Origin of the sequence: Erwinia amylovora, assembly GCF_017161565.1 — a bacterium.
Lineage (GTDB): Bacteria > Pseudomonadota > Gammaproteobacteria > Enterobacterales > Enterobacteriaceae > Erwinia > Erwinia amylovora.
Genome location: NZ_CP066796.1, coordinates 2,582,019 through 2,607,346, shown reverse-complemented (window position 1 = coordinate 2,607,346; position 25,328 = coordinate 2,582,019). Strand labels below are relative to the sequence as shown.

At 63.3% G+C, this 25,328-nt stretch carries 7 protein-coding genes; 2 read left to right on the top strand and 5 right to left on the bottom strand.

The window, feature by feature from the left end; genetic code table 11:
- Nucleotides 1-150: 150 nt before the first annotated feature.
- From JGC47_RS11970 to JGC47_RS11950, 5 genes are all read right to left on the bottom strand, one after another.
- On the bottom strand, nucleotides 151-21,228 hold the full coding sequence (locus JGC47_RS11970; protein ID WP_013036146.1) for a non-ribosomal peptide synthase/polyketide synthase: 21,078 nt from the start codon (nucleotides 21,226-21,228) through the stop codon (nucleotides 151-153).
- Nucleotides 21,229-21,242: 14 nt separating this feature from the next.
- Nucleotides 21,243-21,443, bottom strand: a complete 201-nt coding sequence (locus JGC47_RS11965; RefSeq protein WP_013036145.1) for a hypothetical protein — start codon at nucleotides 21,441-21,443, stop codon at nucleotides 21,243-21,245.
- A 366-nt stretch (nucleotides 21,444-21,809) separates the two neighbouring features.
- Nucleotides 21,810-21,998 carry a YpfN family protein gene (locus JGC47_RS11960; RefSeq protein WP_004158988.1) on the bottom strand — a complete coding sequence of 63 codons (189 nt, stop codon included), beginning with the start codon at nucleotides 21,996-21,998 and terminating at the stop codon, nucleotides 21,810-21,812.
- A gap of 10 nt (nucleotides 21,999-22,008) precedes the next feature.
- Nucleotides 22,009-23,136, bottom strand: a complete 1,128-nt coding sequence (dapE, locus tag JGC47_RS11955; RefSeq protein WP_004158981.1) for a succinyl-diaminopimelate desuccinylase — start codon at nucleotides 23,134-23,136, stop codon at nucleotides 22,009-22,011.
- Between the two features lie 2 nt (nucleotides 23,137-23,138).
- On the bottom strand, nucleotides 23,139-23,522 hold the full coding sequence (locus tag JGC47_RS11950) for an ArsC family reductase (RefSeq protein ID WP_004158980.1): 384 nt from the start codon (nucleotides 23,520-23,522) through the stop codon (nucleotides 23,139-23,141).
- A 978-nt stretch (nucleotides 23,523-24,500) separates the two neighbouring features.
- Here JGC47_RS11950 and JGC47_RS11945 point away from each other — a divergent pair.
- Both JGC47_RS11945 and ypfM read left to right on the top strand, forming a co-directional pair.
- Nucleotides 24,501-24,695, top strand: a complete 195-nt coding sequence (locus JGC47_RS11945) for a hypothetical protein (protein ID WP_004158976.1) — start codon at nucleotides 24,501-24,503, stop codon at nucleotides 24,693-24,695.
- 502 nt (nucleotides 24,696-25,197) lie between these two features.
- Nucleotides 25,198-25,257 (top strand): protein YpfM, encoded by a 60-nt coding sequence (ypfM, locus tag JGC47_RS11940; RefSeq protein WP_004158969.1) that lies wholly within the window; start codon nucleotides 25,198-25,200, stop codon nucleotides 25,255-25,257.
- Nucleotides 25,258-25,328 lie beyond the last annotated feature (71 nt).

The window sequence follows — 25,328 nt, the reverse complement described above, 5'->3', positions numbered from 1 at the left end:
CGGTTTCCCGGCTTTTTATGGTGTGCCGCTCATGCTGACCAGCCTGAAGAGAAAGTTCCCCGTCAAGCCGGAACATGGCGAAGCACAGGTGACGAGCTGTCGATGGCACAAGCGCCGCATCATGGCGATACGGCGCTTGTCCGCAGCAGGTTAGTGACGTGAGGTCAGAATCTGACTGATGCGCTGCGCCAACAGACGGCGATTTTCCTTTTCGCTCATGATGCTGGCATGATCGCCGTTTACCCTCTCAACACTAAGCTGACCATCATTGTACAGCGCCTGCCAGCCCAGATCCTCCAGGCGGGCCGTCTGCGCAACAAACTGGTTAAATCTGGCAGCATCGGCGAGCAGCAGCGGATCAACTTCCGGCACCGGCAAGGTTTGCGCGGCCGCAATGAGATGAACACGTGGCAGCACCGGCGGCAGCTTCACGCCGCTGCACAGCTGTTGATAGTGATAGCTCTGCTGCCAGCGTTCAGGTGATACGGCAAACAGCTGCTGCGTTTCCGGCAGATTTAACTGCTTAACGCGTTGATAAACGGCATCCTTGTCCAGCTGCATCAGCTCCGCAATCAGCGCATTGTCCCACTGCTGCGCCAGCGCGGGCGCATTGAACAGGAACATATTCACCAGCCACTGATTAAAGGCAGGCGCGGGCGCAGCCCCGGCGAGCGTATCGATCAGGCCGAGTAGCTCCACCTTTTCTCCTTCCTGCTGCAACTGCACGCCGACTTCATGGGCCAGCAGGCCACCGGAAGAGTAGCCAAACAGCGTGTAAGGCCCTTTCGGCTGGACTGCCTGCACCATTTCCACCATCTGCCTTGCCAGCGCGCCCAGCGTTTTCGGCTGGGGCGCGGCATTGTCAGGCCAGGGCAGGGCATAGACCGGGCAGTCAGTGCTGATTTCACGCGCCAGTCGGAAAGCGTAGGTGTAATCGCCAAGGCCGGTAGGCAGGAAGAAAACAGGTCGCGCTGTTCCTTCGCTGCGCACGGCGACCGCGCGGGACTGCACGCTTTCATCGTGCGCGGCCACTGCTGCGGCAAATTCCCACAGCACCGGTTTAGCGAACAGGATATCTACGCCAATCCGCCCATAGGGACGCAGACGCTCGACAACGCGCACCGCCAGCAGCGAATGGCCACCGAGGTCGAAGAAGTTATCGAAGCGGCCTGGCTCTTCAACATCCAGCAGATCACCCCAGATATCGGCCACAATCGCTTCGGCCGCCGTGGCGGGAACCGCATTTTCTGCCCGAATAAAGGCGTGCTCATCCGGTAGCGGCAGTCGGTCGCGCGCCAGCTTGCCGTTAGGCGACAGTGGCAGGCTGTCCAGCATCACCCAGGCCGCAGGCACCATATAATCCGGCAGGCTGTCATTTAAGGTAAGACGCAGAGCGGCAGCGTTCAGCTGGCTGTGTGGCATAAGCACCACATAGGCCACCAGCTGCGGTTCTCCACGGCGATAATCGACGATAACCGCCGCTGCATCCACCTCAGGATGCGTCTGGATCGCCGCCGCAATCTCGCCGGGTTCAATACGCAGGCCGCGAATTTTCACCTGGTCATCGTTGCGGCCGAGATAGACCAGACTGCCATCGGGCTGGTAGCGCGCCAGGTCGCCGGTGCGATACATGCGTGCGCCGGGAAGCTTGCTGAACGGATCGGCCAGGAAGCGCTCCGCCGTCAGCTCAGCACGACGGTGGTAACCGCGGGCTACCGGCGTGCCGGCAATATACAGCTCGCCGCTGGCCCCGAAAGGCACAGGCTGCTGTTGGTCATTCAGCAGGTAGATGCGGCTGTTAGCAATCGGCCGGCCAATGGGCACCGGCTGCTGCTGCCGTAACGCGTGGCAGCGCCAGGAGGTGACGTCAATAGCGGCTTCGGTAGGGCCGTAGTGGTTGAAACAGGTCACCGTTGGCAATGTGGCCAAAACCTCTTTCAGCAGTTCGGCGGGTAACGCTTCCCCACTGAAGATCAGGCGGCGCAGGCAGTCATCGCAGCGCCCGACCGGATGATGTAAGAACAGCGCCAGCATGGAAGGCACAAAGTGAGCAGTGGTTACCCGCTGCTGCTCAATCAGTTCAGCCAGGTAAGCGGGATCCTTGTGTCCACCGGGCTTGGCAATCACCAGTGAAGCACCGACGATCAGCGGCAGGAACAGCTCCCAGACTGACACGTCGAAACCGAAAGGCGTTTTTTGCAGGACTCTGTCGCTGGCGTCCAGGCCATACTCATCCGCTGCCCACCGCAGCCTGTTAAGCAGTGCGCGGTGGCTGTTACCCGCGCCTTTCGGGTTGCCGGTAGAGCCGGAGGTGTAAATAACGTACGCCAGATCGTCCAGCGCGCCCCGATCCGCATGGTGATGAGGATTGGTGAGCGGCCACTCTCCCTGAAGCGGGATATCAAGCGCAATGGTACCAACCTGATGTTCACCCAGCGCCGCGCGCCCGGCCGCGTCTGCCAGTAGCAGCGGCGCGGCGGCATCCTGCAAGATATAGTGCAGGCGCTGCTGCGGATAGTCAGGATCGAGCGGCACATAAGCGGCACCGGTTTTCAGCACCGCCAGCAGGGCAACCATCAGCTGCGGGCTGCGTGCGGCGCAGATAGCCACCAGACCATCCGGCCCGACGCCTCTGGCCAGCAGCGCATGCGCCAGCCGGTTTGCCCGGCTGTTAAGTTCGCCATAACTGAGGGTTTGCCCCTCAAAGGTGAGCGCCAGCGCGGCGGGGTTTTGCGCCGCCTGCTGCTCAAACAGCACCTGAACCGGCTGGCTGGTCGGCCACGTCACCGTGGTGTGGTTCAGCTCTTCCAGCAGGAAATGCCGCTCCGCCGCCGACAGGATATCCAGCGATTTCACCGCCGTATCCGGGGCTGTTTCCAGCGTATCCGCGAGGGAGGTCAGCGCCTGGCTCATCCAGCCGCAGACCTGTTCTGGCGTTGCCATTGCCGTAGTCTGCGCGGTGAGACCGAGCGCATCGCCGAAATCCTCAACGGATAACACAAACGGATAGTTAGTCCGCTCTTCCGCATCAAGGATCTGCATGCCCTCCGGCGTTTGCTGCACGTTGCGCGCATCGCTATGACGGTAGTTCAGCAGGGCGCTGAACAGCGGAGCCGGTGCGGCGATGCCGCTGCAACGCTGTGCCAGCGCCAGCGAGGCATGTTCATGCATCAGCAGATCGCTCAATGCGTGATGGGTTTCCTCTACCGCCTGGCGAACGCCGCGCTGGTCGATATCCAGCCGCAGCGGCAGCGTGTTGATAAACAGCCCCATGGTACTTCCCGCATCGCGTCCACCCTGCAGGCGACCGAGCAGCACGGTGCCGAACACCACCTGCTGATTGCCACTGGTGTGCGCCAGCACCTGGCCCCAGGCGAGGTGGCACAGGCTGGCCAGGCTAACCCCCAGTCTGCGTGCCACATCGCGTAAGCGCCGGTTAAGCTCAGCCGGCAGGCGCTGGTGCGCTTCTGTTACCGGCGAAGCATCGCAGTGCTCACCGGTTAAGCCAAACGGCAGCGTTGGCGTGTCAATATCGCCCAGCATGTTGCGGAAGAACTGCTCATGCTCCTGCTGACTGACCCCTAACCGCGCCTGAGCAATCAGATTGCGGTAAGGCGTCGGCGGCGGCAGGCTGTCACCCTGTCCGGCATAAATTGCCGCGATCTCCTGCTGCTGAATGGCCAGCGTGGAGTGATCGCCGACCAGATGGTGCCACATTTGCAGCGCATACCAGCGGCCATCATCACCGCGCGCGGCGATCAGGCGCAAAAGCGGAGGCTGGCCCAGATCCAGACGGAAATGCGCCAAATCATAACGCGACAGCAGCTGCGTCATCGCCGGGGCGTTGTCGTCCAGCTCCAGTACGGTCAGCACCGAATCCACCTCGCGCAGCACCACCTGGGCCGGTTCGCTCAGTCCTTCCCAGACGAAGGCGGTACGCAGCACGTCATGGCGGGCCACCACCTGGTCAAGGGCCGCCGCATAGCGCAGCAGGGCGGCGTGGCTGTCAAAGCGCAGCTGAACCAGCAGCAGGTAAGGATCGCCACCGCCAGCCAGCAGATGGTGGAACAAAATGCCTTCCTGTAACGGCGACAGGCCGTAGATATCCTTAATGGCGGCGATGCCGCCGGGCAGGCGCGCCGTCAGGCGGTCAATTTCTGCCTGGCGCAGTGAGATCAGCGGCAGCATTTCCGGGGTGACCTGACGGCAGTCTTGCGTCAGCAGCAGCGGCGGCACGCTGATCTCCTGCTGCTGGCCGAGGCTAGCGGCCAGATCGGCGAGGGTGCGGGTGGTAAACAGCGCCTGCACGCTGGCGGACAGCTGCCGGCGGCGCAGTTGCTCCATCAGCTGCACCGCCAACAGCGAATGGCCGCCGAGGGCGAAGAAGTTATCAAAGCGGCTGACGCGCTCCACGTTGAGCAGCTGCTGCCAGATCGCGGCCAGCGCCTGCTCGACCTCGCCCTGTGGGGCTGCAAAAGCGCTGCGGGCAAAGGCGCTGTCGTCCGGTTCCGGCAGGGCGCGGCGGTCAAGCTTGCCGTTGGCGGTCAGCGGCAGCTGCGCCAGGGCGATATACGCCGCCGGGATCATATAAGCGGGCAGCCTGTCGGCGAGGAAGGTGCGCAGTACGGAGGCAAGATCCTCCAGCGGCAGCTGCGTGACGACGTAGGCCAAAAGCTGCGGTTCGCCGTGCTGCGTGCGGGCGATCACCGCCGCCTCGCGCACCTCCGGGTGTTCACCGAGGCATGCGGCGATTTCGCCCGGCTCGATGCGGAAGCCGCGAATTTTCACCTGGTCATCGTTGCGTCCCAGATAGGCCAGGTTGCCGTCGGGCAGGTAGCGTGCCAGGTCACCGCTGCGGTACATGCGTGCGCCAGGCTGTGGGCTGAACGGGTCAGTCAGGAAACGTTCCCCGGTCAATGCCGGCTGGTTGAGATATCCGCGTGCAACACCCAGTCCGCCGATATAGATCTCGCCGGTTGCACCTGTAGGTACCGGCTGCAGGTTGTCATCCAACAGGTAAATGCAGCTGTTGGGAATAGGCAGTCCGATGGGAATATAGCCTTCCTCACAGGGGCGGTCGGCCACCCAGGCCGTGGTGCAGACCGCCGCCTCAGTTGGGCCATAGGCGTTAAGTACGCGGGTGCGCGGGCCAAGCGTGTTAAGCAGTGCGGCGCCCGGCGCTTCTCCGGCAAATACCAGGCATTCGGCGTCAGCCAGCGGCGCGGGATCAACACCCCTGAACAGCGCCGGAGGCAGCGTGGCATGGGTGATCCCCTGCTGCTGAATAAACTGCATCAGCATGGCGGCATCACGGCGCACCTCTTCCCCGACCAGCGTCAGTCTGGCCCCCTGGCTGAACGCCATCGCCAGCTCGGACACGCTGGCGTCGAAGCTGATCGAGGCAAATTGCAGCACCCGGCTATGTGAGTCAACGGCCAGCAGCCGCTGCTGGGCAAAGCACAGGTGAGTCAGATGCTGGTGCTCTATCATCACCCCTTTGGGGCGTCCGGTGGAGCCGGAGGTGTAGATCACGTAGGCAAGATGCTGCGGGGCAACGGCGCAGTGCGGGTTTTCCGCCGGCCAGCCGTTGTTGTCGCCGGTGCTGTCCAGCGCGATGGTGTTCAGGCCGGTGTCGCCGAGCGCGGTGCGTCCGGCCCGATCGGCCAGCAGCAGCGCGGGGCGGGCATCGTCGAGAATATAGGCCAGGCGGTCAGCCGGGTAATCAGGATCGAGCGGCAGCCATGCCGCACCCGCTTTCAGTACGGCGAGGATTGCGCAGATCATCTGCGGGCTGCGGCTGGCACAGATCGCCGCCAGCTGGTCGGGCTGTACCCCTTCGGCCAGCAGGCGGTGAGCAAGGCGGTTGGCGCGGGCGTTCAGCTCGCCGTAGGTAAGCGTGCCGCCGTCCCACGCCAGCGCCACGGCGTGCGGGCGGCGGGCGGCGTGCTGCTCAAAGTGCTGATGCAGGCAGCGCGTGTCGCGGCCGGCCGGGGTGAGGTTGCTGGTCAGCAGCAGCCGGCGGCGCTCCTCCTCCCCGAGCACCGGCAGCCGTGCCAGCGGCAGCTGCGGTTCGGCCAGCATCGCCTGCAGCACGTTCAGCAGATAGCCGGCGTGGCGCTGTGCGGTGGCGGCGTCAAACAGCGCGGTGGCGTAGCGCAGCGCGCCGTGGATACCGTGCGCGTCGTCGACCAGCGACAGCTCAAGGTCGAACTTGATGCGGGCGTAGGCGTCCGGCGCCGGGCTGACCTGCAGGCCGTCAAGTTCGGGCTGCGCCGGGGCGGTCTGCCAGGCGAGCAGCACCTGGAACAGCGGGGCGTGGGCGAGCTGGCGCGGCGGGTTAAGGCGCTCCACCACCTGTTCGAACGGCAGCTCCTGATTTGCCTGGCCGTCGAGCACCTGCTGGCGCACCCGGGCCAGCAGGTCCGCCACGCTGGTATCGTGCTGCGGGCGGATGCGCAGCGCGAGGGTGTTGACCAGGAAGCCGACCATCGGCTCCAGCTCGGCGCGGTCGCGGCCGGCCACCGGGGTACCGATCACCAGGTCGTCGCAGCCGGCGAGGCGGCCGAGCACCACTGACCAGGCGGCAAGCACCGTCATATAAGGGGTGACGCCGTGCCGGCGGCTGAAGCGGCGCAGCGCGGCGCTGAATTCAGCGCCGAAGTCAACGGGCGCGGCCGCGCCGAGGTAGCTTTGCTGCGGCGGTCGCGGCCGGTCGGTGGGCAGCGGCAGCAGGTCAGGCGCACCGTGCAGCTGCTGATACCAGTAGTCGGCCTGCTGCGACAGGCGTTCCGGGGTGAGGAACCGGCGCTGCCAGGCGGCATAGTCGGGGAACTGCAGCGGCAGCGGCGGCAGCACGGCGGTGCTTCCGGCGCGGCGGGCGTTATAGCAGGCGCTCAGTTCGCGCCACATCACCCCGACCGACCAGCCGTCGGAGACGATGTGGTGCTGGGTGACCAGCAGGCAGCAGCGGTCGTCGGGCAGCCGTACGAGGCGGGCGCGCACCAGCGGACCGCGCGACAGGGAGAAGGGCTGATGGGCTTCCTCCGCGCAGAGCCGTTGCAGCTGCGCCTGATGGTTGGCGTGGTCGCGCAGGTCGTGGTGCACCAGCGGCGGCGCGGCGTCCGGCGGCAGCAGGCGGGCGAAGGGCTGGCCGTCCTGCTCGCTGAAGGTCATGCGCCAGGCCTCGTGGCGGGCGAAGAGGTCGCCGAGGGCGAGGTGCAGGGCGCCGGCGTCGAGGTTGCCGTGCAGCGTCACGGCGGCGGGCATGTTGTAGGTGGCGGGGTCCTCCTCAAGCTGCCAGAGGAACCACAGGCGCTGCTGGGCAAAGGAGAGCGGCAGCGGTCGGTCGCGGTCGGCGCGGATAAATGCGGGCAGGGCGTCACGCGGAGCGGCGCTGACGGCGGCGGCCATCTCTGCCAGCAGCGGGTGGGTGAAAATCTGCTGTACCGTCAGCGCGCCGTGGTGCAGCTGGCGCAGACGGCCGCTGAGCCTGACCGCCAGCAGGGAGTGGCCGCCGAGGGCGAAGAAGTCATCGCGGCGACCGATGCGGCTGACGCCGAGCAGTTCGCTCCACAGGTTGGCGAGGAGCTGTTCGGTGTCGCCCTGAGGCGCTTCGAAGTCGGCGCGGGCAAAGGCGTCGTCGTCGGGGACGGGCAGTGCGCGGCGGTCAAGCTTGCCGTTGGGGGTGAGGGGCAGGGCGTCGAGGGTGAGCCAGGCGGCGGGCAGCATGTAGTCGGGCAGACGCCCGGCAAGGAAGGTGCGCAGCGCGGCGGCGGCGGGGGCGTTGTCCGTGCGCAGCGGGACAACGTAAGCCACGAGGCGCGGTTCGGCGCCGGGGCGCTGCTGTGCGGTGACGGCGGCCTCGCGTACGTCGGGGTGCTCACTGAGGCGTGCGGCGATTTCGCCCGGCTCGATGCGGAAGCCGCGGATTTTGACCTGGTCATCGTTGCGGCCGAGGTAAATCAGGCTGCCGTCATTCTGATAGCGGGCGAGGTCGCCGGTGCGGTACATGCGCGCGCCGGGCAGCGGGCTGAACGGGTCATCAAGGAAGCGTTCGGCGGTCAGTTCCGCACGGTTCAGGTAGCCGCGCGCCACCCCGGCACCGCCGAGGTAGAGTTCGCCCACCGCGCCAAATGGCACCGGATCTCCCTGCTCGTCAAGCACGTAGGCGGCGGTCCAGGCCATCGGCCGGCCGATAGCGATCTGGCTGCCGTCATAATTATCCGGGCACGGCCAGAAAAGCGCGTCGATCGCCGCTTCCGTAGGGCCATACATATTTCTGAACGCCACGCGGGGCAGTACCGACTGGCACTGTTTCAGGTGTTCCGGCGTCAGCGCTTCGCCACCAAAAATCACCAGCCGCAGCGGGCTGGCGTTGTCAGGCGACTGGGTCGCAAGGAAAGGGGCCAGCGTGGAGGGAACAAACTGCGCGATGGTGACCTTTTCACGCGTGACAAGATCCGCCATGCGCTGCGGATCTTTGACGTCCGCATCGCTGGCCAGCGCCAGTTGGGCGCCGCACTGTAGCGAACAGAAGATCTCCCAGACGGACAGATCGAAATTGAAAGTGGTTTTCTGCAGGAAAACGTCGTCTGCGCAGAAGCCGTAGGTTTGCCGCATCCAGTCAAGGCGGCACTGCACGGCGGCATGATCCAGCATCACCCCTTTCGGCTTGCCGGTCGACCCGGAGGTGTACAGGATATAAGCCAGATGCTGCGCGGTGAGCGTGGCCTGACGGCGTTGCGGATTATCCTGTGGCCAGCTTTCCGGCAGGCGGTTATCCAGCGACAGGGCAGGGATATCCACCTCGCCCAACGCTTCACGTCCGGCCGCATCATGCAGCAGCATCACCGGCCGGGCGTCTTCAATAATATAGGCGAGTCGATCTGCCGGGTAGCTCGGATCAAGCGGCACATAAGCGCCGCCCGCTTTCAGGATCGCCAGCAGGGCGACGATCATCGACGGACTGCGTGACACGCACAGCGCAACGCGGCGATCGGGGCCAACGCCCGCCTCCATCAGATAGTGCGCCAGCTGGTTAGCGCGGGCATTCAGCTCACCGTAGCTGATGCGCTGTTCGCCGCAGGTCAGTGCAATAGCCTGTGGGTCAGCGGCCGCCTGCATCTCAAACTCATCGTGCAGGCAGCGATCTGCCGGATAAGGCTGACTGGACTGGTTTAACGTTTCCAGCAGCAGCGTGCGTTCTGCGGCAGGCACCACGCACAGTTGACGCACAGGAGACTGCGGCTCCTTCTCCAGCGCCGCAAGCAGCGAGGTGAGCGCCTGGGCCATCCAGCCACAGGCGTGTTCAGGAGCGATCCCGGCGGTCATCTGTGCGCTCAGGCCCAGCGACTGGCCATCATCATCCACGGCCATCACGAAGGGATAGTTGGTGCGCTCTTCACCGCTCAGCAGGGTGGTTCCGGCTGGCATCGGCAGGCTGCCATCGCTTTCCTGATTATGACGGTAGTTCAGCAGGGCGCTGAACAGCGGGGCCGGGGCGGCGATGCCGCTGCAACGCTGCGCCAGCGTCAGGGACGCATGTTCATGGCCCAGCAGGCGGCTCAGGGCGGCGTGCGTCTCCTGCACCGCTTCACGCGTTCCGCGCTGGTCGATATCCAGCCGCAGCGGCAGGGTATTAATCACCAGGCCGAGGATGCGCTCCGCTTCCGGCCCCGCCTGCAGGCGACCGAGCAGCACGGTGCCGAACACCACCTTGTCATTGCCGCTGGTGTGCGCCAGCACCTGGCCCCAGGCGAGATGGCACAGGCTGGCCAGGCTGACGCCAAGCTGGCGCGCCTGCTCACGCAGGCCACGGCTCAGGGCGTCCGGCAGCGCGAGGTGCGCTTCACGCACGCCCTGGCCGTTGGCATGTACGTCGCTCAGTCCGAACGGCAGCGTTGGCGTGTCAATGTCGCCGAGCATGCTGCGGAAGAACTGCTCATGTTCCTGCTGGCTGACGCCCAGACGGGCCTGGGCGATCAGGTTACGGTAAGGCGTTGGCGGCGGCAGGCTGTCTGCGTGACCGCTGCAGAAAGCCACGATCTCTTCCTGCTGGATCGCCAGCGCGGCGTGGTCGCCGATCAGGTGATGCCACAGCTGCACCGCGTACCAGCTGCCGTCACCGTCGCGTGCGGCAATCAGGCGCAGCAGCGGGGCCTGGCCGAGATCCAGACGGTAGTGGCGCGGATGGAAGCGCGCCAGCAGCTGCTGCAGCGCCGGGGCGTTATCGTCCAGCTCCAGTTCGGTCAGCACGGTATCCACCTGGCGCAGCACCAGCTGGGCCGGTTCGCTCAGTCCTTCCCAGACGAAGGCGGTGCGCAGCACGTCGTGGCGCGCCACCACCCGGTCAAGGGCGGCCGCATAGCGCAGCAGGGCGGCGCGGTCGTCAAAGCGCAGCTGGGCGATCAGCAGGTAAGGGTCGCCTTTGTCGCTCATCAGGTGATGGAACAGGATGCCTTCCTGCAGCGGCGACAGGCCGTAAATGTCCTGGATGGCGGCAACGCCGCCGGGCAGCCGGGCGGTCAGGCTGTCGATCTCCTCCTGACTGAGGGAGATCAGCGGCAGCATCTGCGGGGTGATCTGGCGGCAGTCGCGACCTATCAGCAGCGGCGGTACGCTAACTTCCTGCTGCTGGCCGAGAGTGGCCGCCAGCTCGGCGAGGGTGCGGGTGGTAAACACCGCTTGCACGCTGGCGGGCAGCTGCCGGCGGCGCAGCCGCTCCATCAGGCGCACCGCCAGCAGCGAATGGCCGCCAAGAGCGAAGAAGTTATCAAAGCGGCTGACGCGCTCCACGTTGAGCAGCTGCTGCCAGATCGCGGCCAGCGCCTGCTCGACCTCGCCCTGTGGCGCCTCAAAGGCGCTGCGGGCAAAGGCGCTGTCGTCCGGCCCCGGCAGGGCGCGGCGGTCAAGCTTGCCGTTGGCGGTCAGCGGCAGCTGCGCCAGGGCGATATACGCCGCCGGGATCATATAGGCGGGCAGCCGCGTTTGCAGATGGTCGCGCAGGGTTTCGGCCAGTGCGTCACACGGCTGATGCAGGGTGACGTAAGCGACAAGCTGCGGTTCGCCGTGCTGCGTGCGGGCGATCACCGCGGCCTCGCGCACCGCCGGGTGTTCGCCCAGGCGGGCGGCGATTTCGCCCGGCTCGATGCGGAAGCCGCGAATTTTCACCTGGTCATCGTTGCGTCCCAGATACGCCAGGCTGCCGTCGGGCAGGTAGCGCGCCAGGTCACCGGCGCGGTACATGCGCGCGCCGGGCAGCGGGCTGAACGGATCGGGCAGGAAGCGTTCGGCGCTCAGTTCCGGGCGGTTCAGGTAGCCGCGCGCCACCCCGGCACCGCCGACGTACAGCTCGCCGCTGGCCCCGGCCGGCACCGGCTGCTGCTGCTCGTCCAGCAGGTAGAGGCGTAAATCGGCGACGCGCCGGCCGACCGGGCTGTGCGTCAGTTCGGTGTCGGCGCGGGTCAGCAGGTGCCAGGTGACGTGCACGGTGGTTTCGGTAATGCCGTACATATTGACCAGCTGCGGCGCATCCTCCGCGTGGCGCTGATACCATTCGCCCAGGCTGGCGGTTTCCAGCGCCTCGCCGCCGAAAATCACCCAGCGCAGCTGATGGCTCAGGCCGCTGTCGGCCTCGGCGCGGGCAAAGGCCCTGAACGCCGACGGTGTCTGGTTCAGCACCGTGACGCCGTGCTCGCACACCAGGCGTACAAAGTCCGGGGCGGAGCGGGTGACCGCCGCCGGGACGATCACCAGCCGTCCGCCGTAGCACCACGCGCCCCAGATCTCCCAGACGGAGAAGTCGAACGAGAAGGAGTGGAACAGGCACCAGGTGTCGCGCTCGCTGAAGCCGAAGGTGGGCGCGGTGGCGTGGAACAGGCGATCCACCTGGCGGTGTTCGACCATCACGCCCTTCGGCTGGCCGGTGGAGCCGGAGGTGTAAATGACGTAGGCGAGATGGTGCGGGGCAACGGCGCAGTGCGGGTTTTCCGCCGGCCAGCCGTCGTCGTCGGTGCTGTCCAGCGCGATGGTGTTCAGGCCGGTGTCGCCGAGCGCGGTGCGTCCGGCCTCATCGGCCAGCAGCAGCGCGGGGCGGGCATCGTCGAGGATATAGGCCAGGCGCTCCCCGGCGTAGGCGGGATCGAGCGGCAGGTAAGCGGCACCGGCCTTGAGGATCGCCAGCAGGCCGATCGTCAGCTGCGGCGAACGGTCGGCGCACAGCGCCACCAGCTGGTCGGGCTGCACCCCTTCGGCCAGCAGGCGGTGAGCAAGGCGGTTGGCGCGGGCGTTCAGCTCGCCGTAGGTAAGCGTGCCGCCGTCCCACGCCAGCGCCACGGCGTGCGGGCTGCGTGCGGCGTGCTGCTCAAAGTGCTGGTGCAGGCAGCGCGTGTCGGCAGCGGCCGGGGTAACGTTGGCGTCCAGCAGCAGCTGCCGGCGCTCTTGCGGCGGCAGGATGTTCAGATGGTGAACGGGGGTTTCAGGCGACTGCTGTAGCGCCGCAAGCAGCGACAGCATCGCCTGCTGCATCAGGGCGCAGATGCGCTCCGGCGGCACGGCCGCCACGCTCTGTGCGGTAAGCCCCAGCGAACGATCGTTGTCCTCGACTGAAAGCACAAACGGATAGTTGGTGCGTTCCTCCATGGTCAGGATATCAACGCCGTCAATCAGCGGTTGCGTGACGTCGGTGTCGTTGTGACGGTAGTTCAGCAGGGCGCTGAACAGCGGGGCCGGGGCGGCGATGCCGCTGCAACGCTGTGCCAGCGCCAGCGAGGCATGTTCATGACCCAGCAGGCGGCTCAGGGCGGCGTGCGTCTCCTGCACCGCTTCACGCGTTCCGCGCTGGTCGATATCCAGCCGCAGCGGCAGCGTGTTAACAAACAGGCCAAGGATGCGGTCCGCTTCCGGCCCCGCCTGCAGGCGACCGAGCAGCACGGTGCCGAACACCACCTGCTGATTGCCGCTGGTGTGCGCCAGCACCTGGCCCCAGGCGAGATGGCACAGGCTGGCCAGGCTGACGCCAAGCTGGCGCGCCTGCTCACGCAGGCCACGGCTCAGGGCGTCCGGCAGCGCGAGGTGTGCTTCACGCACGCCCTGGCCGTCGGCATGTACGTCGCTCAGTCCGAACGGCAGCGTAGGCGTGTCAATGTCGCCGAGCATCGCGCTGAAAAAGTCCTCCTGCGCCCGCTGGCTGATGCCAAGACGGGCGTGGGCCACCAGATTGCGGTAGGGAGCCGGTGGCGTCAGGCTGTCACCGCGTCCCTCGCAGATCGCGGCGATCTCTTCCTGCTGGATCGCCAGCGCGGTATGGTCGCCGATCAGGTGATGCCACAGCTGCACGGCGTACCAGCGGCCGTCATCACCGCGTGCGGCAATCAGGCGCAGCAGCGGGGCCTGGCCGAGATCCAGACGGTAGTGGCGCGGATGGAAACGTGCCAGCAGCTGCTCCGGCGCCGGGGCGCTGTCGTCCAGCTCCAGTTCGGTCAGCACCGAATCCACCTCGCGCAGCACCAGCTGGGCCGGTTCGCTCAGTCCCTGCCAGACGAAGGCGGTGCGCAGCACGTCGTGGCGCGCCACCACCCGGTCAAGGGCGGCCGCATAGCGCAGCAGGGCGGCGCGGTCGTCAAAGCGCAGCTGGGCGATCAGCAGGTAAGGGTCGCCTTTGTCGCTCATCAGGTGATGGAACAGGATGCCTTCCTGCAGCGGCGACAGGCCGTAAATGTCCTGGATGGCGGCAACGCCGCCGGGCAGCCGGGCGGTCAGGCTGTCGATCTCCTCCTGACTGAGGGAGATCAGCGGCAGCATTTCCGGGGTGATCTGACCGCAGTCGCGACCTATCAGCAGCGGCGGTACGCTAACTTCCTGCTGCTGGCCGAGAGTCGCCGCCAGCTCGGCGAGGGTGCGGGTGGTAAACACCGCCTGCACGCTGGCGGGCAGCTGCCGGCGGCGCAGCCGCTCCATCAGCTGTACCGCCAGCAGCGAATGGCCGCCAAGGGCGAAGAAGTTATCAAAGCGGCTGACGCGCTCCACGTTGAGCAGCTGCTGCCAGATCGCGGCCAGCGCCTGCTCGATCTCGCCCTGTGGGGCTGCAAAAGCGCTGCGGGCAAAGGCGCTGTCGTCCGGTTCCGGCAGGGCGCGGCGGTCAAGCTTGCCGTTGGCGGTCAGCGGCAGCTGCGCCAGGGCGATATACGCCGCCGGGATCATATAAGCGGGCAGCCTGTCGGCGAGGAAGGTGCGCAGTACGGAGGCAAGGTCCTCCAGCGGCTGCTGCGTGACGACGTAGGCCAAAAGCTGCGGTTCGCCGTGCTGCGTGCGGGCGATCACCGCCGCCTCGCGCACCTCCGGGTGTTCACCGAGGCATGCGGCGATTTCGCCCGGCTCGATGCGGAAGCCGCGAATTTTCACCTGGTCATCGTTGCGGCCGAGGTAAATCAGGCTGCCGTCATTATGAAAGCGGGCGAGGTCGCCGGCGCGGTACATGCGCGCGCCGGGCAGCGGGCTGAACGGGTCGGGCAGGAAGCGTTCGGCGCTCAGTTCCGGGCGGTTCAGGTAGCCGCGCGCCACCCCGGCCCCGCCAACGTACAGCTCGCCACTGGCCCCGGTCGGCACCGGCTGCTGCTGCTCGTCCAGCAGGTAGAGGCGTAAATCGGCGATGCGCCGGCCGACCGGGCTGTGCGTCAGTTCGGTGTCGGCGCGGGTCAGCAGGTGCCAGGTGACGTGCACGGTGGTTTCGGTAATGCCGTACATATTGACCAGCTGCGGCGCATCCTCCGCGTGGCGCTGATACCATTCGCCCAGGCTGGCGGTTTCCAGCGCCTCGCCGCCGAAAATTACCCAGCGCAGCTGATGGCTCAGGCCGCTGTCGGCCTCGGCGCGGGCAAAGGCCCTGAACGCCGACGGCGTCTGGTTCAGCACCGTGACGCCGTGCTCGCACACCAGGCGTACAAAGTCCGGGGCGGAGCGGGTGACCGCCGCCGGGACGATCACCAGCCGTCCGCCGTAGCACCACGCGCCCCAGATCTCCCAGACGGAGAAGTCGAACGAGAAGGAGTGGAACAGGCACCAGGTGTCGCGCTCGCTGAAGCCGAAGGTGGGCGCGGTGGCGTGGAACAGGCGATCCACCTGGCGGTGTTCGACCATCACGCCCTTCGGCTGGCCGGTGGAGCCAGAGGTGTAAATGACGTAGGCGAGATGGTGCGGGGCAACGGCGCAGTGCGGGTTTTCCGCCGGCCAGCCGTCGTCGTCGGTGCTGTCCAGCGCGATGGTGTTCAGGCCGGTGTCGCCGAGCGCGGTGCGTCCGGCCTCATCGGCCAGCAGCAGCGCGGGGCGGGCATCGTCGAGGATATAGGCCAGGCGCTCCCCGGCGTAGGCGGGATCGAGCGGCAGGTAAGCGGCACCGGCCTTGAGGATCGCCAGCAGGCCGATCGTCAGCTGCGGCGAACGGTCGGCGCACAGCGCCACCAGCTGGTCGGGCTGCACGCCTTCGGCCAGCAGGCGGTGAGCAAGGCGGTTGGCGCGGGCGTTCAGCTCGCCGTAGGTAAGCGTGCCGCCGTCCCACGCCAGCGCCACGGCGTGCGGGCGGCGGGCGGCGTGCTGCTCAAAGTGCTGATGCAGGCAGCGCGTGTCGCGGCCGGCCGGGGTGAGGTTGCTGGTCAGCAGCAGCTGCTGGCGCTCCTCTTCCCCGAGCACCGGCAGCCGTGCCAGCGGCAGCTGCGGTTCGGCCAGCATCGCCTGCAGCACGTTCAGCAGATAGCCGGCGTGGCGCTGTGCGGTGGCGGCGTCAAACAGCGCGGTGGCGTAGCGCAGCGCGCCGTGGATACCGTGCGCGTCGTCGACCAGCGACAGCTCAAGGTCGAACTTGATGCGGGCGTAGGCGTCCGGCGCCGGGCTGACCTGCAGGCCGTCAAGTTCGGGCTGCGCCGGGGCGGTCTGCCAGGCGAGCAGCACCTGGAACAGCGGGGCGTGGGCGAGCTGGCGCGGCGGGTTAAGGCGCTCCACCACCTGTTCGAACGGCAGCTCCTGATTTGCCTGGCCGTCGAGCACCTGCTGGCGCACCCGGGCCAGCAGGTCCGCCACGCTGGTATCGTGCTGCGGGCGGATGCGCAGCGCGAGGGTGTTGACCAGGAAGCCGACCATCGGCTCCAGCTCGGCGCGGTCGCGGCCGGCCACCGGGGTACCGATCACCAGGTCGTCGCAGCCGGCGAGGCGGCCGAGCACCACCGACCAGGCGGCAAGCACCGTCATATAAGGGGTGACGCCGTGCCGGCGGCTGAAGCGGCGCAGCGCGGCGCTGAATTCAGCGCCGAAGTCAACGGGCGCGGCCGCGCCGAGGTAGCTTTGCTGCGGCGGTCGCGGCCGGTCGGTGGGCAGCGGCAGCAGGTCAGGCGCACCGTGCAGCTGCTGATACCAGTAGTCGGCCTGCTGCGACAGGCGTTCCGGGGTGAGGAACCGGCGCTGCCAGGCGGCATAGTCGGGGAACTGCAGCGGCAGCGGCGGCAGCACGGCGGTGCTTCCGGCGCGGCGGGCGTTATAGCAGGCGCTCAGTTCGCGCCACATCACCCCGACCGACCAGCCGTCGGAGACGATGTGGTGCTGGGTGACCAGCAGGCAGCAGCGGTCGTCGGGCAGCCGTACGAGGCGGGCGCGCACCAGCGGACCGCGCGACAGGGAGAAGGGCTGATGGGCTTCCTCCGCGCAGAGCCGTTGCAGCTGCGCCTGATGGTTGGCGTGGTCGCGCAGGTCGTGGTGCACCAGCGGCGGCGCGGCGTCCGGCGGCAGCAGGCGGGCGAAGGGCTGGCCGTCCTGCTCGCTGAAGGTCATGCGCCAGGCCTCGTGGCGGGCGAAGAGGTCGCCGAGGGCGAGGTGCAGGGCGCCGGCGTCGAGGTTGCCGTGCAGCGTCACGGCGGCGGGCATGTTGTAGGTGGCGGGGTCCTCCTCAAGCTGCCAGAGGAACCACAGGCGCTGCTGGGCAAAGGAGAGCGGCAGCGGTCGGTCGCGGTCGGCGCGGATAAATGCGGGCAGGGCGTCACGCGGAGCGGCGCTGACGGCGGCGGCCATCTCTGCCAGCAGCGGGTGGGTGAAAATCTGCTGTACCGTCAGCGCGCCGTGGTGCAGCTGGCGCAGACGGCCGCTGAGCCTGACCGCCAGCAGGGAGTGGCCGCCGAGGGCGAAGAAGTCATCGCGGCGACCGATGCGGCTGACGCCGAGCAGTTCGCTCCACAGGTTGGCGAGGAGCTGTTCGGTGTCGCCCTGAGGCGCTTCGAAGTCGGCGCGGGCAAAGGCGTCGTCGTCGGGGACGGGCAGTGCGCGGCGGTCAAGCTTGCCGTTGGGGGTGAGGGGAAGGGCGTCGAGGGTGAGCCAGGCGGCGGGCAGCATGTAGTCGGGCAGACGCCCGGCAAGGAAGGTGCGCAGCGCGGCGGCGGCGGGGGCGTTGTCCGTGCGCAGCGGGACAACGTAAGCCACGAGGCGCGGTTCGGCGCCGGGGCGCTGCTGTGCGGTGACGGCGGCCTCGCGTACGTCGGGGTGCTCACTGAGGCGTGCGGCGATTTCGCCCGGCTCGATGCGGAAGCCGCGGATTTTGACCTGGTCATCGTTGCGGCCGAGGTAAATCAGGCTGCCGTCATTCTGATAGCGGGCGAGGTCGCCGGTGCGGTACATGCGCGCGCCGGGCAGCGGGCTGAACGGGTCATCAAGGAAGCGTTCGGCGGTCAGTTCCGCACGGTTCAGGTAGCCGCGCGCCACCCCGGCACCGCCAATCCAGATCTCACCTACCGATCCTGGCGGCACCTGCTGTCTGGCTTCATCCAGCAGGTAGATTCGGGTATTGGCTATCGGGCGACCTATGGTCTCGCTTATCGCTCCGTCCCGCGTATAGCGGTGCCAGGTTGAATAGGTGGTGGTTTCCGACGGGCCATACAGATTGCACAGCTGCTGAATATTGGTTTCAGCAAAAATACGTTTAATCAGGCTGGCGCTCAGGGCTTCGCCCGCCAGGTTCAGGCTGGCTAACGCTTCGGGGAACTGCCGGTTGTTCAGCAGCGCCTGGGCGGCGGAAGGAACGGTGTTCAGCAGCGTGATATCACTGTTGGCGGCCAGCGCCAGCGCGTTTTCACCAATATGCACCGCCGCGCCACGTATCAGCGGGGCAAAACATTCATATACCGAAAGGTCAAAGTTAAGCGAGGTGGCACTGTAGGTGCGCATCATCTCCGCCTGACTGAATGCGCTTTGGCTCCAGCAGAGGAAGTTAACCATATTCTCATGGCTGATCATCACGCCCTTCGGCTGCCCCGTCGAGCCTGATGTATAGATAATGTACGCCAGACTTTGCGGCGTCAGGGCGGGATGGCTCAGTTCGGGATTACTGGCGGGATAGTCGCGCAGCAGAGCCTCGTCCAGCGCCAGCGTAGCAACGGCGGAGGTATCCATTGTCTGACGCCCCAGCGCATCGGTCAGCAGGCAGATCGGCGCGGCGTCCTGCAGCATATAGTGCAGGCGTTCGCCCGGATAGGCCGGATCGAGCGCGACGTAAGCCGCACCCGCTTTGAGGATGCCCAGCATGGCGATAACCATATCAACGCCGCGTTGCAGGCAGAAAGCGATACGATCTTGCGGCGAAACGCCGCGTGCCAGCAGGCAATGGGCCAGCTGGTTGGCGCGCTGGTTAAGCCCGGCGTAAGTAAGCTGCTGCTCGCCGCTTACCAGCGCAACGGCCGTGGCGCTCTGCTCCGCCTGAGCTTCAAACATCTGCGTCAGGTATTGCGCCGGCGGGTTAGCGCTGGCAGGCGCGTGCCAACTCTCCAGCAGCTGGCGATCGGCGGCTGTCAGCAGCGGTAAAGCCGCTGCGGGCATGTCGGCGTTTTCAGTGCGCGCCGCCGCGCCAAGCAGCGTTTGCAGGCGAGGGGTCAGACGCTCCGCTTCTTCAGTGCTCAGGAAGCTGGCGTTATACAGCCAGCGTATCGCGTTACGCTGGCTATGGTATTGCAGCGTCAGCAGGTTACCCGGCGAGCATTCGCTCTCCGCCGTGCCAGCATCTTCTACCACGCAGAGGGTGAAAGCATCCGCTTTCCCCGCATTGCTTTGTCGCCACTCCGCCGGGCAGGGCAGATGACTGAGCAGGGCGCGGTACTCCTCACTGACGGCATCGGCAATCTGGCTGAACGATAATGAGAGATCGACAGGAACGGCAAACGGCACAACCGCAGCAAACAGCGCTTCAGGCGCGGGATGGCCTTTGGCGCTTAACCGTACGCCGATGTGCGGCGATGCCTGTCGGCTGTCGCGGGCGATATAAACCAGCCAGGCAGCAAGCAGTGCAGGCAGCGTGTCTTTTCGTTGGCTGGCAACTTCCGTCCATTCGGTTGTCTGCCAGCGCGGCAGTATCTGAGGCTGTTGCGGCCGGGCTGCCGATAACCAGCCGCCGTTATGCTGTTTCAGGCGCGGGTTCCACCAGCTCTGGTGCTCTACAGCGTTTTCCCATGCCTGGGTTAGCCGGCGGGCTTCACCGTCACCCAGGATTTTCAGCAGCGATCCGGGCCTGATGCCGGAGGCTTGCGCCAGGGCAAGCGGGCAACAGGCGGCGCCATCAAGCGTGGAAAAGCCCGCTATGTGCACTGCGCCATCGGCAACGGCAATCTGCCAGCCGTGGCTATCCGCCGCCAGCAGGGTGCCCGGTGCGGCATCAACCGGGACGGCCAGCGGGTGTATTTTACTGAAGCTGACAACGCTGTTATCCAGCCAAATTTTACTGACCGGTAGCGGGCTGTTGCCCGCGCCGGCCCACTGAGCGGCATAAAACTGGCTAAGCAGCTGATTGATCTGCCTGTCCCAGCGCAGTACGCCGGCATCGGCGGGGCGACGGCGCAGGGCATAAAAACTTTGTGCCAGCTGCGGATGAGCGTGCCGTTCGGCCGCTTCATCCAGCCGGGAAAGCGGTATATCCGCTGCTTCAGTTAGCTGCTCAAGGAAAAAGTCGAGCTGGCTGCCAACGGCGGCCAGCTCTGCGGATCGGTGCCCTTCAATCGCGTCATCCAGCAGGATGTCCAGCGCACCGTGGCGGGAGTCGCCCCAGAAAGTAAAGTGCATATCGCTGCTGTCAATATGGCGGCCGAAATGCGCTTGCGACTGGCAACCCTGAAATGAGACACCGTGGTCAAACAGCATGATGTTCACATGCGGCCCGAACCCCTGTCGGGCGTTCAGCCCGGCGTGGCGCTGGATCGCCCGGGCGCGGTAGCGCTGATGTGGCAATACCCGTCGCAGTTCTTGCTCAACGGTCGCCAGAACTTGCTGCACGGTTGCCCGTGCAGGGAGGTCGAGGATCAGCGGAACAACGTTGGAGGTCATGCCGGGCTGTTCGGCGTTGCGGGTGCCTTTCACCGGCAGACTTAGGCTGACCGTTTCTTGACCGGTAAGATGGCGCATCAGCAGCGCAACCGCACTGAGGTAGATAACCGGCTCTTTGACTCCCTGCTGGCTGGCCGCTGACCGTATACGCGCACGTTTTTCTTCTGGCAGGCGGCGGGTATCACGGACGTTGAGCGCTCTTCTCTCCTCGCCAATAATACGCTGCGTCATGGCCGCAGCGGGCAGCCTGCTGACGTACTCCTGCCAGAATGCGGCATCGTCTTTGCTGGTTGATGAGTTCAGCCAGGCTTGCTCCTCACAGGCCAAAGAGGAAGCATTCAGCCAGGGAAATGTCGGCAGCGGCGAACCGGCCATCAGGGCGTTATAGCTGTCGGCCAGCAGGGATTTAAGGATTGTCCATGAGCGTACGTCAATCAGGCTGTGATGAAGCCAGGCGGCGAGGCCATAGCGATCTTCACCGAGCTGGCACAGTTTGAAGTGCGAAAGCGCGCCGTCTGTGCATCGGTTGCCCGGCGGGGTTTGCATCAGCAGCTGCTGGAATTCCGCTTCAGGCGCAGCGTGGCCGCGCAAATCAGCCCGTTCAAGGCTCAGGGGGCTTTCGGCAGCAGGCTGCTGCCATAAATGGCCGTCCTGATACAGCAGACGCGTTTGCAGCAGGGGGACCTGCTGACCCAAATGTTCCAGCGCCCTGGCCAGTTTATCGACGTCCAGCTGGCCGTTGATGTCCACTGAAAAGGAAAGCCAACAATTCGCCTGCTGATGCGTCTCTTCTATCAGGAAAATTTCTTCCTGTGCGAGGGTTGTTGCGGTCAGTTTCAGGTTATGACTGTTGGAGCCAGAAGGTAACGTGGGGGGATTCGCATTCATATTGATCTTAAACCTTATTTATAGTTTGCAATATTTGAATCTGTGAGACAGAGCGCGAAGGGCACAAAGCGCCGGCAGCGGCATTCCTGCATCGTGGCCTTGTCGCCCGAGTCATCGGCGAACAACGCATTTCTGGAAAGGGAGGAAGGATCCGATTTGCTATTTCCCGTGCCGGATAATGAGTGACGCAGATACGTCAGCGGGCGGGTCAACATTCCGTTCCTCCTTGTTTATACATAAGTAAAATCAGAGTTTATTTGGGCGTATTTTGGGCTGAACCTTGTTGTACAGGTCTTGCCAGCTAAACCATGAGTGGTAATACATAAGAAAAAATTCCCAATCAGCGGAATTTTTTTGTCGATTACGCGCAAAGGAGAGTGTTGGTGGATGCAGGGATCTGAAAGACGTGGTGTGCAAGGGGGAAGGTCAGGTGTGATCGGGCGTGACGCAGCAAAAGTCGGACGCTGTTCAGGAGGTAAGCGGCATAGCAGCGCAAAATGGGCCGACAAAGCGCAACCCCGGCAGGCTTACCGGGGTTGAGGAGGGGGAGTGCTCAAAGAGAGGGGATTGGGAAAAAGAGATTATTGTTTCTTCGGCCAGTCGTCTTCGTCATCCCATTTATCATTGAAATCACGATGCGGTGGCAGGTCAGGCTTGTTCTCCATGTACTTTTTCGGATCGATGCGTTTCAGGTCTTTGTAGACGTTGAGCAGAATGCCGACCATCAGCAGGATCACCAGAACCCACCAGTACTCTTTTAACCATTCCATCTTTTCACCTTTAAGCGATAAGCTGTTCCATAATCCGTTGATACATGCGGCTAAGCAGCTGCAGATCGGCGGCCTTGACGCATTCATTAATTTTATGAATGGTGGCGTTTACCGGACCCAGTTCAACCACCTGTGCTCCCGTACGTGCAATAAATCGCCCATCGGAAGTACCGCCGTTAGTGAGCAGCTGGGGTTTGATTTCATTATAGTGCTCAACCGCGTTAACTACCGCATCAACCAGCTTGCCGCGTGGGGTAAGGAACGGCTGGCCGGAGAGTTTCCACTCAATGCTATAGCGTAACTGATGGCGGTCGAGCAGCTCCTTGACCTGCTGCTGGATCATCACATCGGTCAGTTCGGTGCTGAAACGGAAATTGAACTGCACCAGGCAGTCACCAGGGATCACGTTGTTGCTGCCGGTTCCGGCCTGTATGTTGGCGATCTGCATACTGGTGGGGGGGAAAAATTCGTTGCCTTTGTCCCATTCGGTTGCCACCAGTTCATTCAGGGCGGGGATGACACGGTGCACCGGGTTGTCGGCAAGGTGTGGATAGGCCACATGGCCCTGAATCCCGTGCACGGTCAGATTGGCTGTGATGGAACCACGGCGGCCATTTTTCACCACATCACCCACCACTTCAGTGCTGGAGGGTTCGCCCACCAGGCAGTAATCCAGGCGCTCATGACGCGCCATTAGCGCTTCTACCACCTTTACCGTTCCGTTGGTGCCACTGGCTTCTTCATCAGAGGTTATCAGAAACGCCAGCCGCCCGTTGTGCTGTGGATAGCTGGCGACAAAGCGTTCAGCAGCCACTATCATCGCTGCCAGCGAACCTTTCATATCAGCCGCTCCGCGGCCAAACAGCATACCTTCGCGGATGGACGGTTCAAACGGGGGGGTGATCCACTGTTCGACATTGCCGGTGGGGACGACGTCGGTGTGACCGGCAAAGGCCAGAGTTTCACCCTCGCCGCGCCACGCCCAAAAATTGAGCGTATCGCCAATATTCATTGGCTCAATGGTGAAGCCCAGCGCCTGCAGACGAGCGATTAAGATCTCCTGGCAACCGGCATCATCGGGGCTGAGGGAAGGGCGAGCAATAAGTTGTTGCGTTAACTCAATAACCGGACAATGCATGATTATGATTTCTCCATGGTAAACGACTGATAAGTGGTTTCATTGAAGCCCAACAGCATAGAGCCGTCCTGGGCGCAGAGCAACGGACGCTTAATGATTGCGGGCTGTGCCAGCATTAATGCCAGCGCGCTGGCGGGGGTATTAACCGCTTTACGCACGGATTCATCCAGATTACGCCAGGTGGTGCCACGAGTATTAAGCAGCGCTTCCCAGCCCAGGTTATCGATAAAGCCTTGCAGTAATTCTGCGTCCAGCCCGTTAACGCGATAGTCATGAAATTGATAATTTATGCCGCTGGTTTCAAGAAACCTGCGCGCCTTTTTTATTGTGTCGCAATTTTTTATGCCATACAGCGTTAGCAAATTTTGAGACTGTTCTTCTTGCATAAATATGGCTACCTCTATAGCAGGTTAAGTTCAGAGCGAAAGCTGACTGGCGCTGGCCTGGGCCACCAGATATACGGGCTAATGAATGATTTTGTGGATAATGCCTTAATGGCGAGTTTCGATCCAGACCGTGGGCCGTTAATTAATGGCGGACGTGCAGTATTAAAAGCCGAGATGTGCACGGGATAGCAGATTTGGGACGATTCTTAAGGTTGTGTCAACGAGATACGTTCAAAACTTTGATTCCTTAATTCATCAGGCATCTTTAAGTGAGACGTCTGTTGGCCTGCCATAAATCGTGAGAGGGAGCCGCAAGAGAATACATTGAGATGAATTGCTTTCGCACAGGACTATCGAAGGACATTAATTTTAAAGAAATTTTCTTGCAAATACGCACTGTTAACCATGCCAGTAAAAGAGGAAGGGAAATTAAATAAACGGTCAGCGAGTTAGCGGGTAAACCAAACAGGTTAAATGAATTGGTGAGGTCAGCGAAAAATGATAGTGGCTTCCTGACAGGCGCTTAAACCAGACCTCTGGAATAATAAACAACCAGGCTAAGGCTGAAGCCATAAAGGCAAGAATAACCTTAAACTTTTTCAGCCGTATTCTTCTTTGCAGACTGTTTAATCCACTCTATTATCCTGAGATTATAAAGACCGGAATATTTTTTGAGTTTTTTTGACGTTAATTTTTCTAATATGCCCATATCGGCCAGGGCTTTCCCCCTTCACAGGGGGGAGGATAAGGAGGTCAGATTACCCTGAGGTCAACCAGGCTGATGAGCGTTGCCGAACAGCAGTGGAAAGCCCTCTGGCTGAATGCTTAAACACGCTTTTTATGCTTTGTGCATCATCACGGACGGGCGTACCCTTCTGTTTCCTGTGGGTTTCATCTATATTTTGATTGACTCAATGGTGCATCATCATTGCCAGCACCACTCAACAAGGGCGAGAACCCGTTTCAGGAGAGCGCGAGATGAACTACATGAAAGAGTCTGACGCACATGTGGTCGAAGAAACCCAGTCGACTATCGTATTGACCCGAAAAAAAGCCACCCGCTGCGTGGAGTTTGCTCATATCGTTGAGGCGGTTTTGAAAGAACACCCGGATGCGAAAACGCATATCGACAGCGACAGCGGCGGTTATGACAAGGTGGTGATTCTTAAATAATGGGTTATCCGGCCGCTACGGCGTGCGGGATAGCCTTTTTTCTTCATCCGGGTGACGCAATCTCTGCATTACTCCCCCTGTGGTTATTTACCCTTCAGAGCATTATGGTCAGCAGGTTGTGTTGCCGGTATCAAAATGGCCGGTTCACACGGCCTTTAAACAGTGCTCAGATACCTGATGCTGTGGTTATTTTTCTCTACAGATTTTTCGTTATCGAAATGCCTTCCTTTAACATCCCATGTCGGTTGTTGCGCAATTTCAGCTGACCCTGTTACCCACTTTTGCGGTTAACACCTGATAAAAGCCTGCGGTAAATATAAGTGTAATGATAATTTCGTCATTATCTTTGTCTGGCTTTTTTGCCATAAGACCGGCCGCAAGCCTTATTAACCATTGAGTCAATACCTGCTATACGTTTCACTGCCGCCGGCAAGCGAGATCTACCTCTGGCTTTTTCCTAAGGTTAATCTTAAAATAGGCGAGAAATAAATGAGAGGTTATGATGATTGATTTAGAACTGGGGAACTGGAAGGACTTTATTGAAGAGATGTTACGTAAGTAACGCGTTCAACAAGGACAGCGCGTCAATGCATTGATACGTTTCTACTTTCAGTAGCAAAATGAGAAGGCAGC

Excerpts from the sequence above, each read along its gene's own strand:
- JGC47_RS11945 (WP_004158976.1), top strand. The coding sequence starts at position 24,501 with ATGAACTACATGAAAGAGTCTGACGCACATGTGGTCGAAGAAACCCAG.
- JGC47_RS11970 (WP_013036146.1), bottom strand. The coding sequence starts at position 21,228 with ATGAATGCGAATCCCCCCACGTTACCTTCTGGCTCCAACAGTCATAAC.
- JGC47_RS11960 (WP_004158988.1), bottom strand. The coding sequence starts at position 21,998 with ATGGAATGGTTAAAAGAGTACTGGTGGGTTCTGGTGATCCTGCTGATG.
- dapE (WP_004158981.1), bottom strand. The coding sequence starts at position 23,136 with ATGCATTGTCCGGTTATTGAGTTAACGCAACAACTTATTGCTCGCCCT.
- JGC47_RS11965 (WP_013036145.1), bottom strand. The coding sequence starts at position 21,443 with ATGTTGACCCGCCCGCTGACGTATCTGCGTCACTCATTATCCGGCACG.
- JGC47_RS11950 (WP_004158980.1), bottom strand. The coding sequence starts at position 23,522 with ATGCAAGAAGAACAGTCTCAAAATTTGCTAACGCTGTATGGCATAAAA.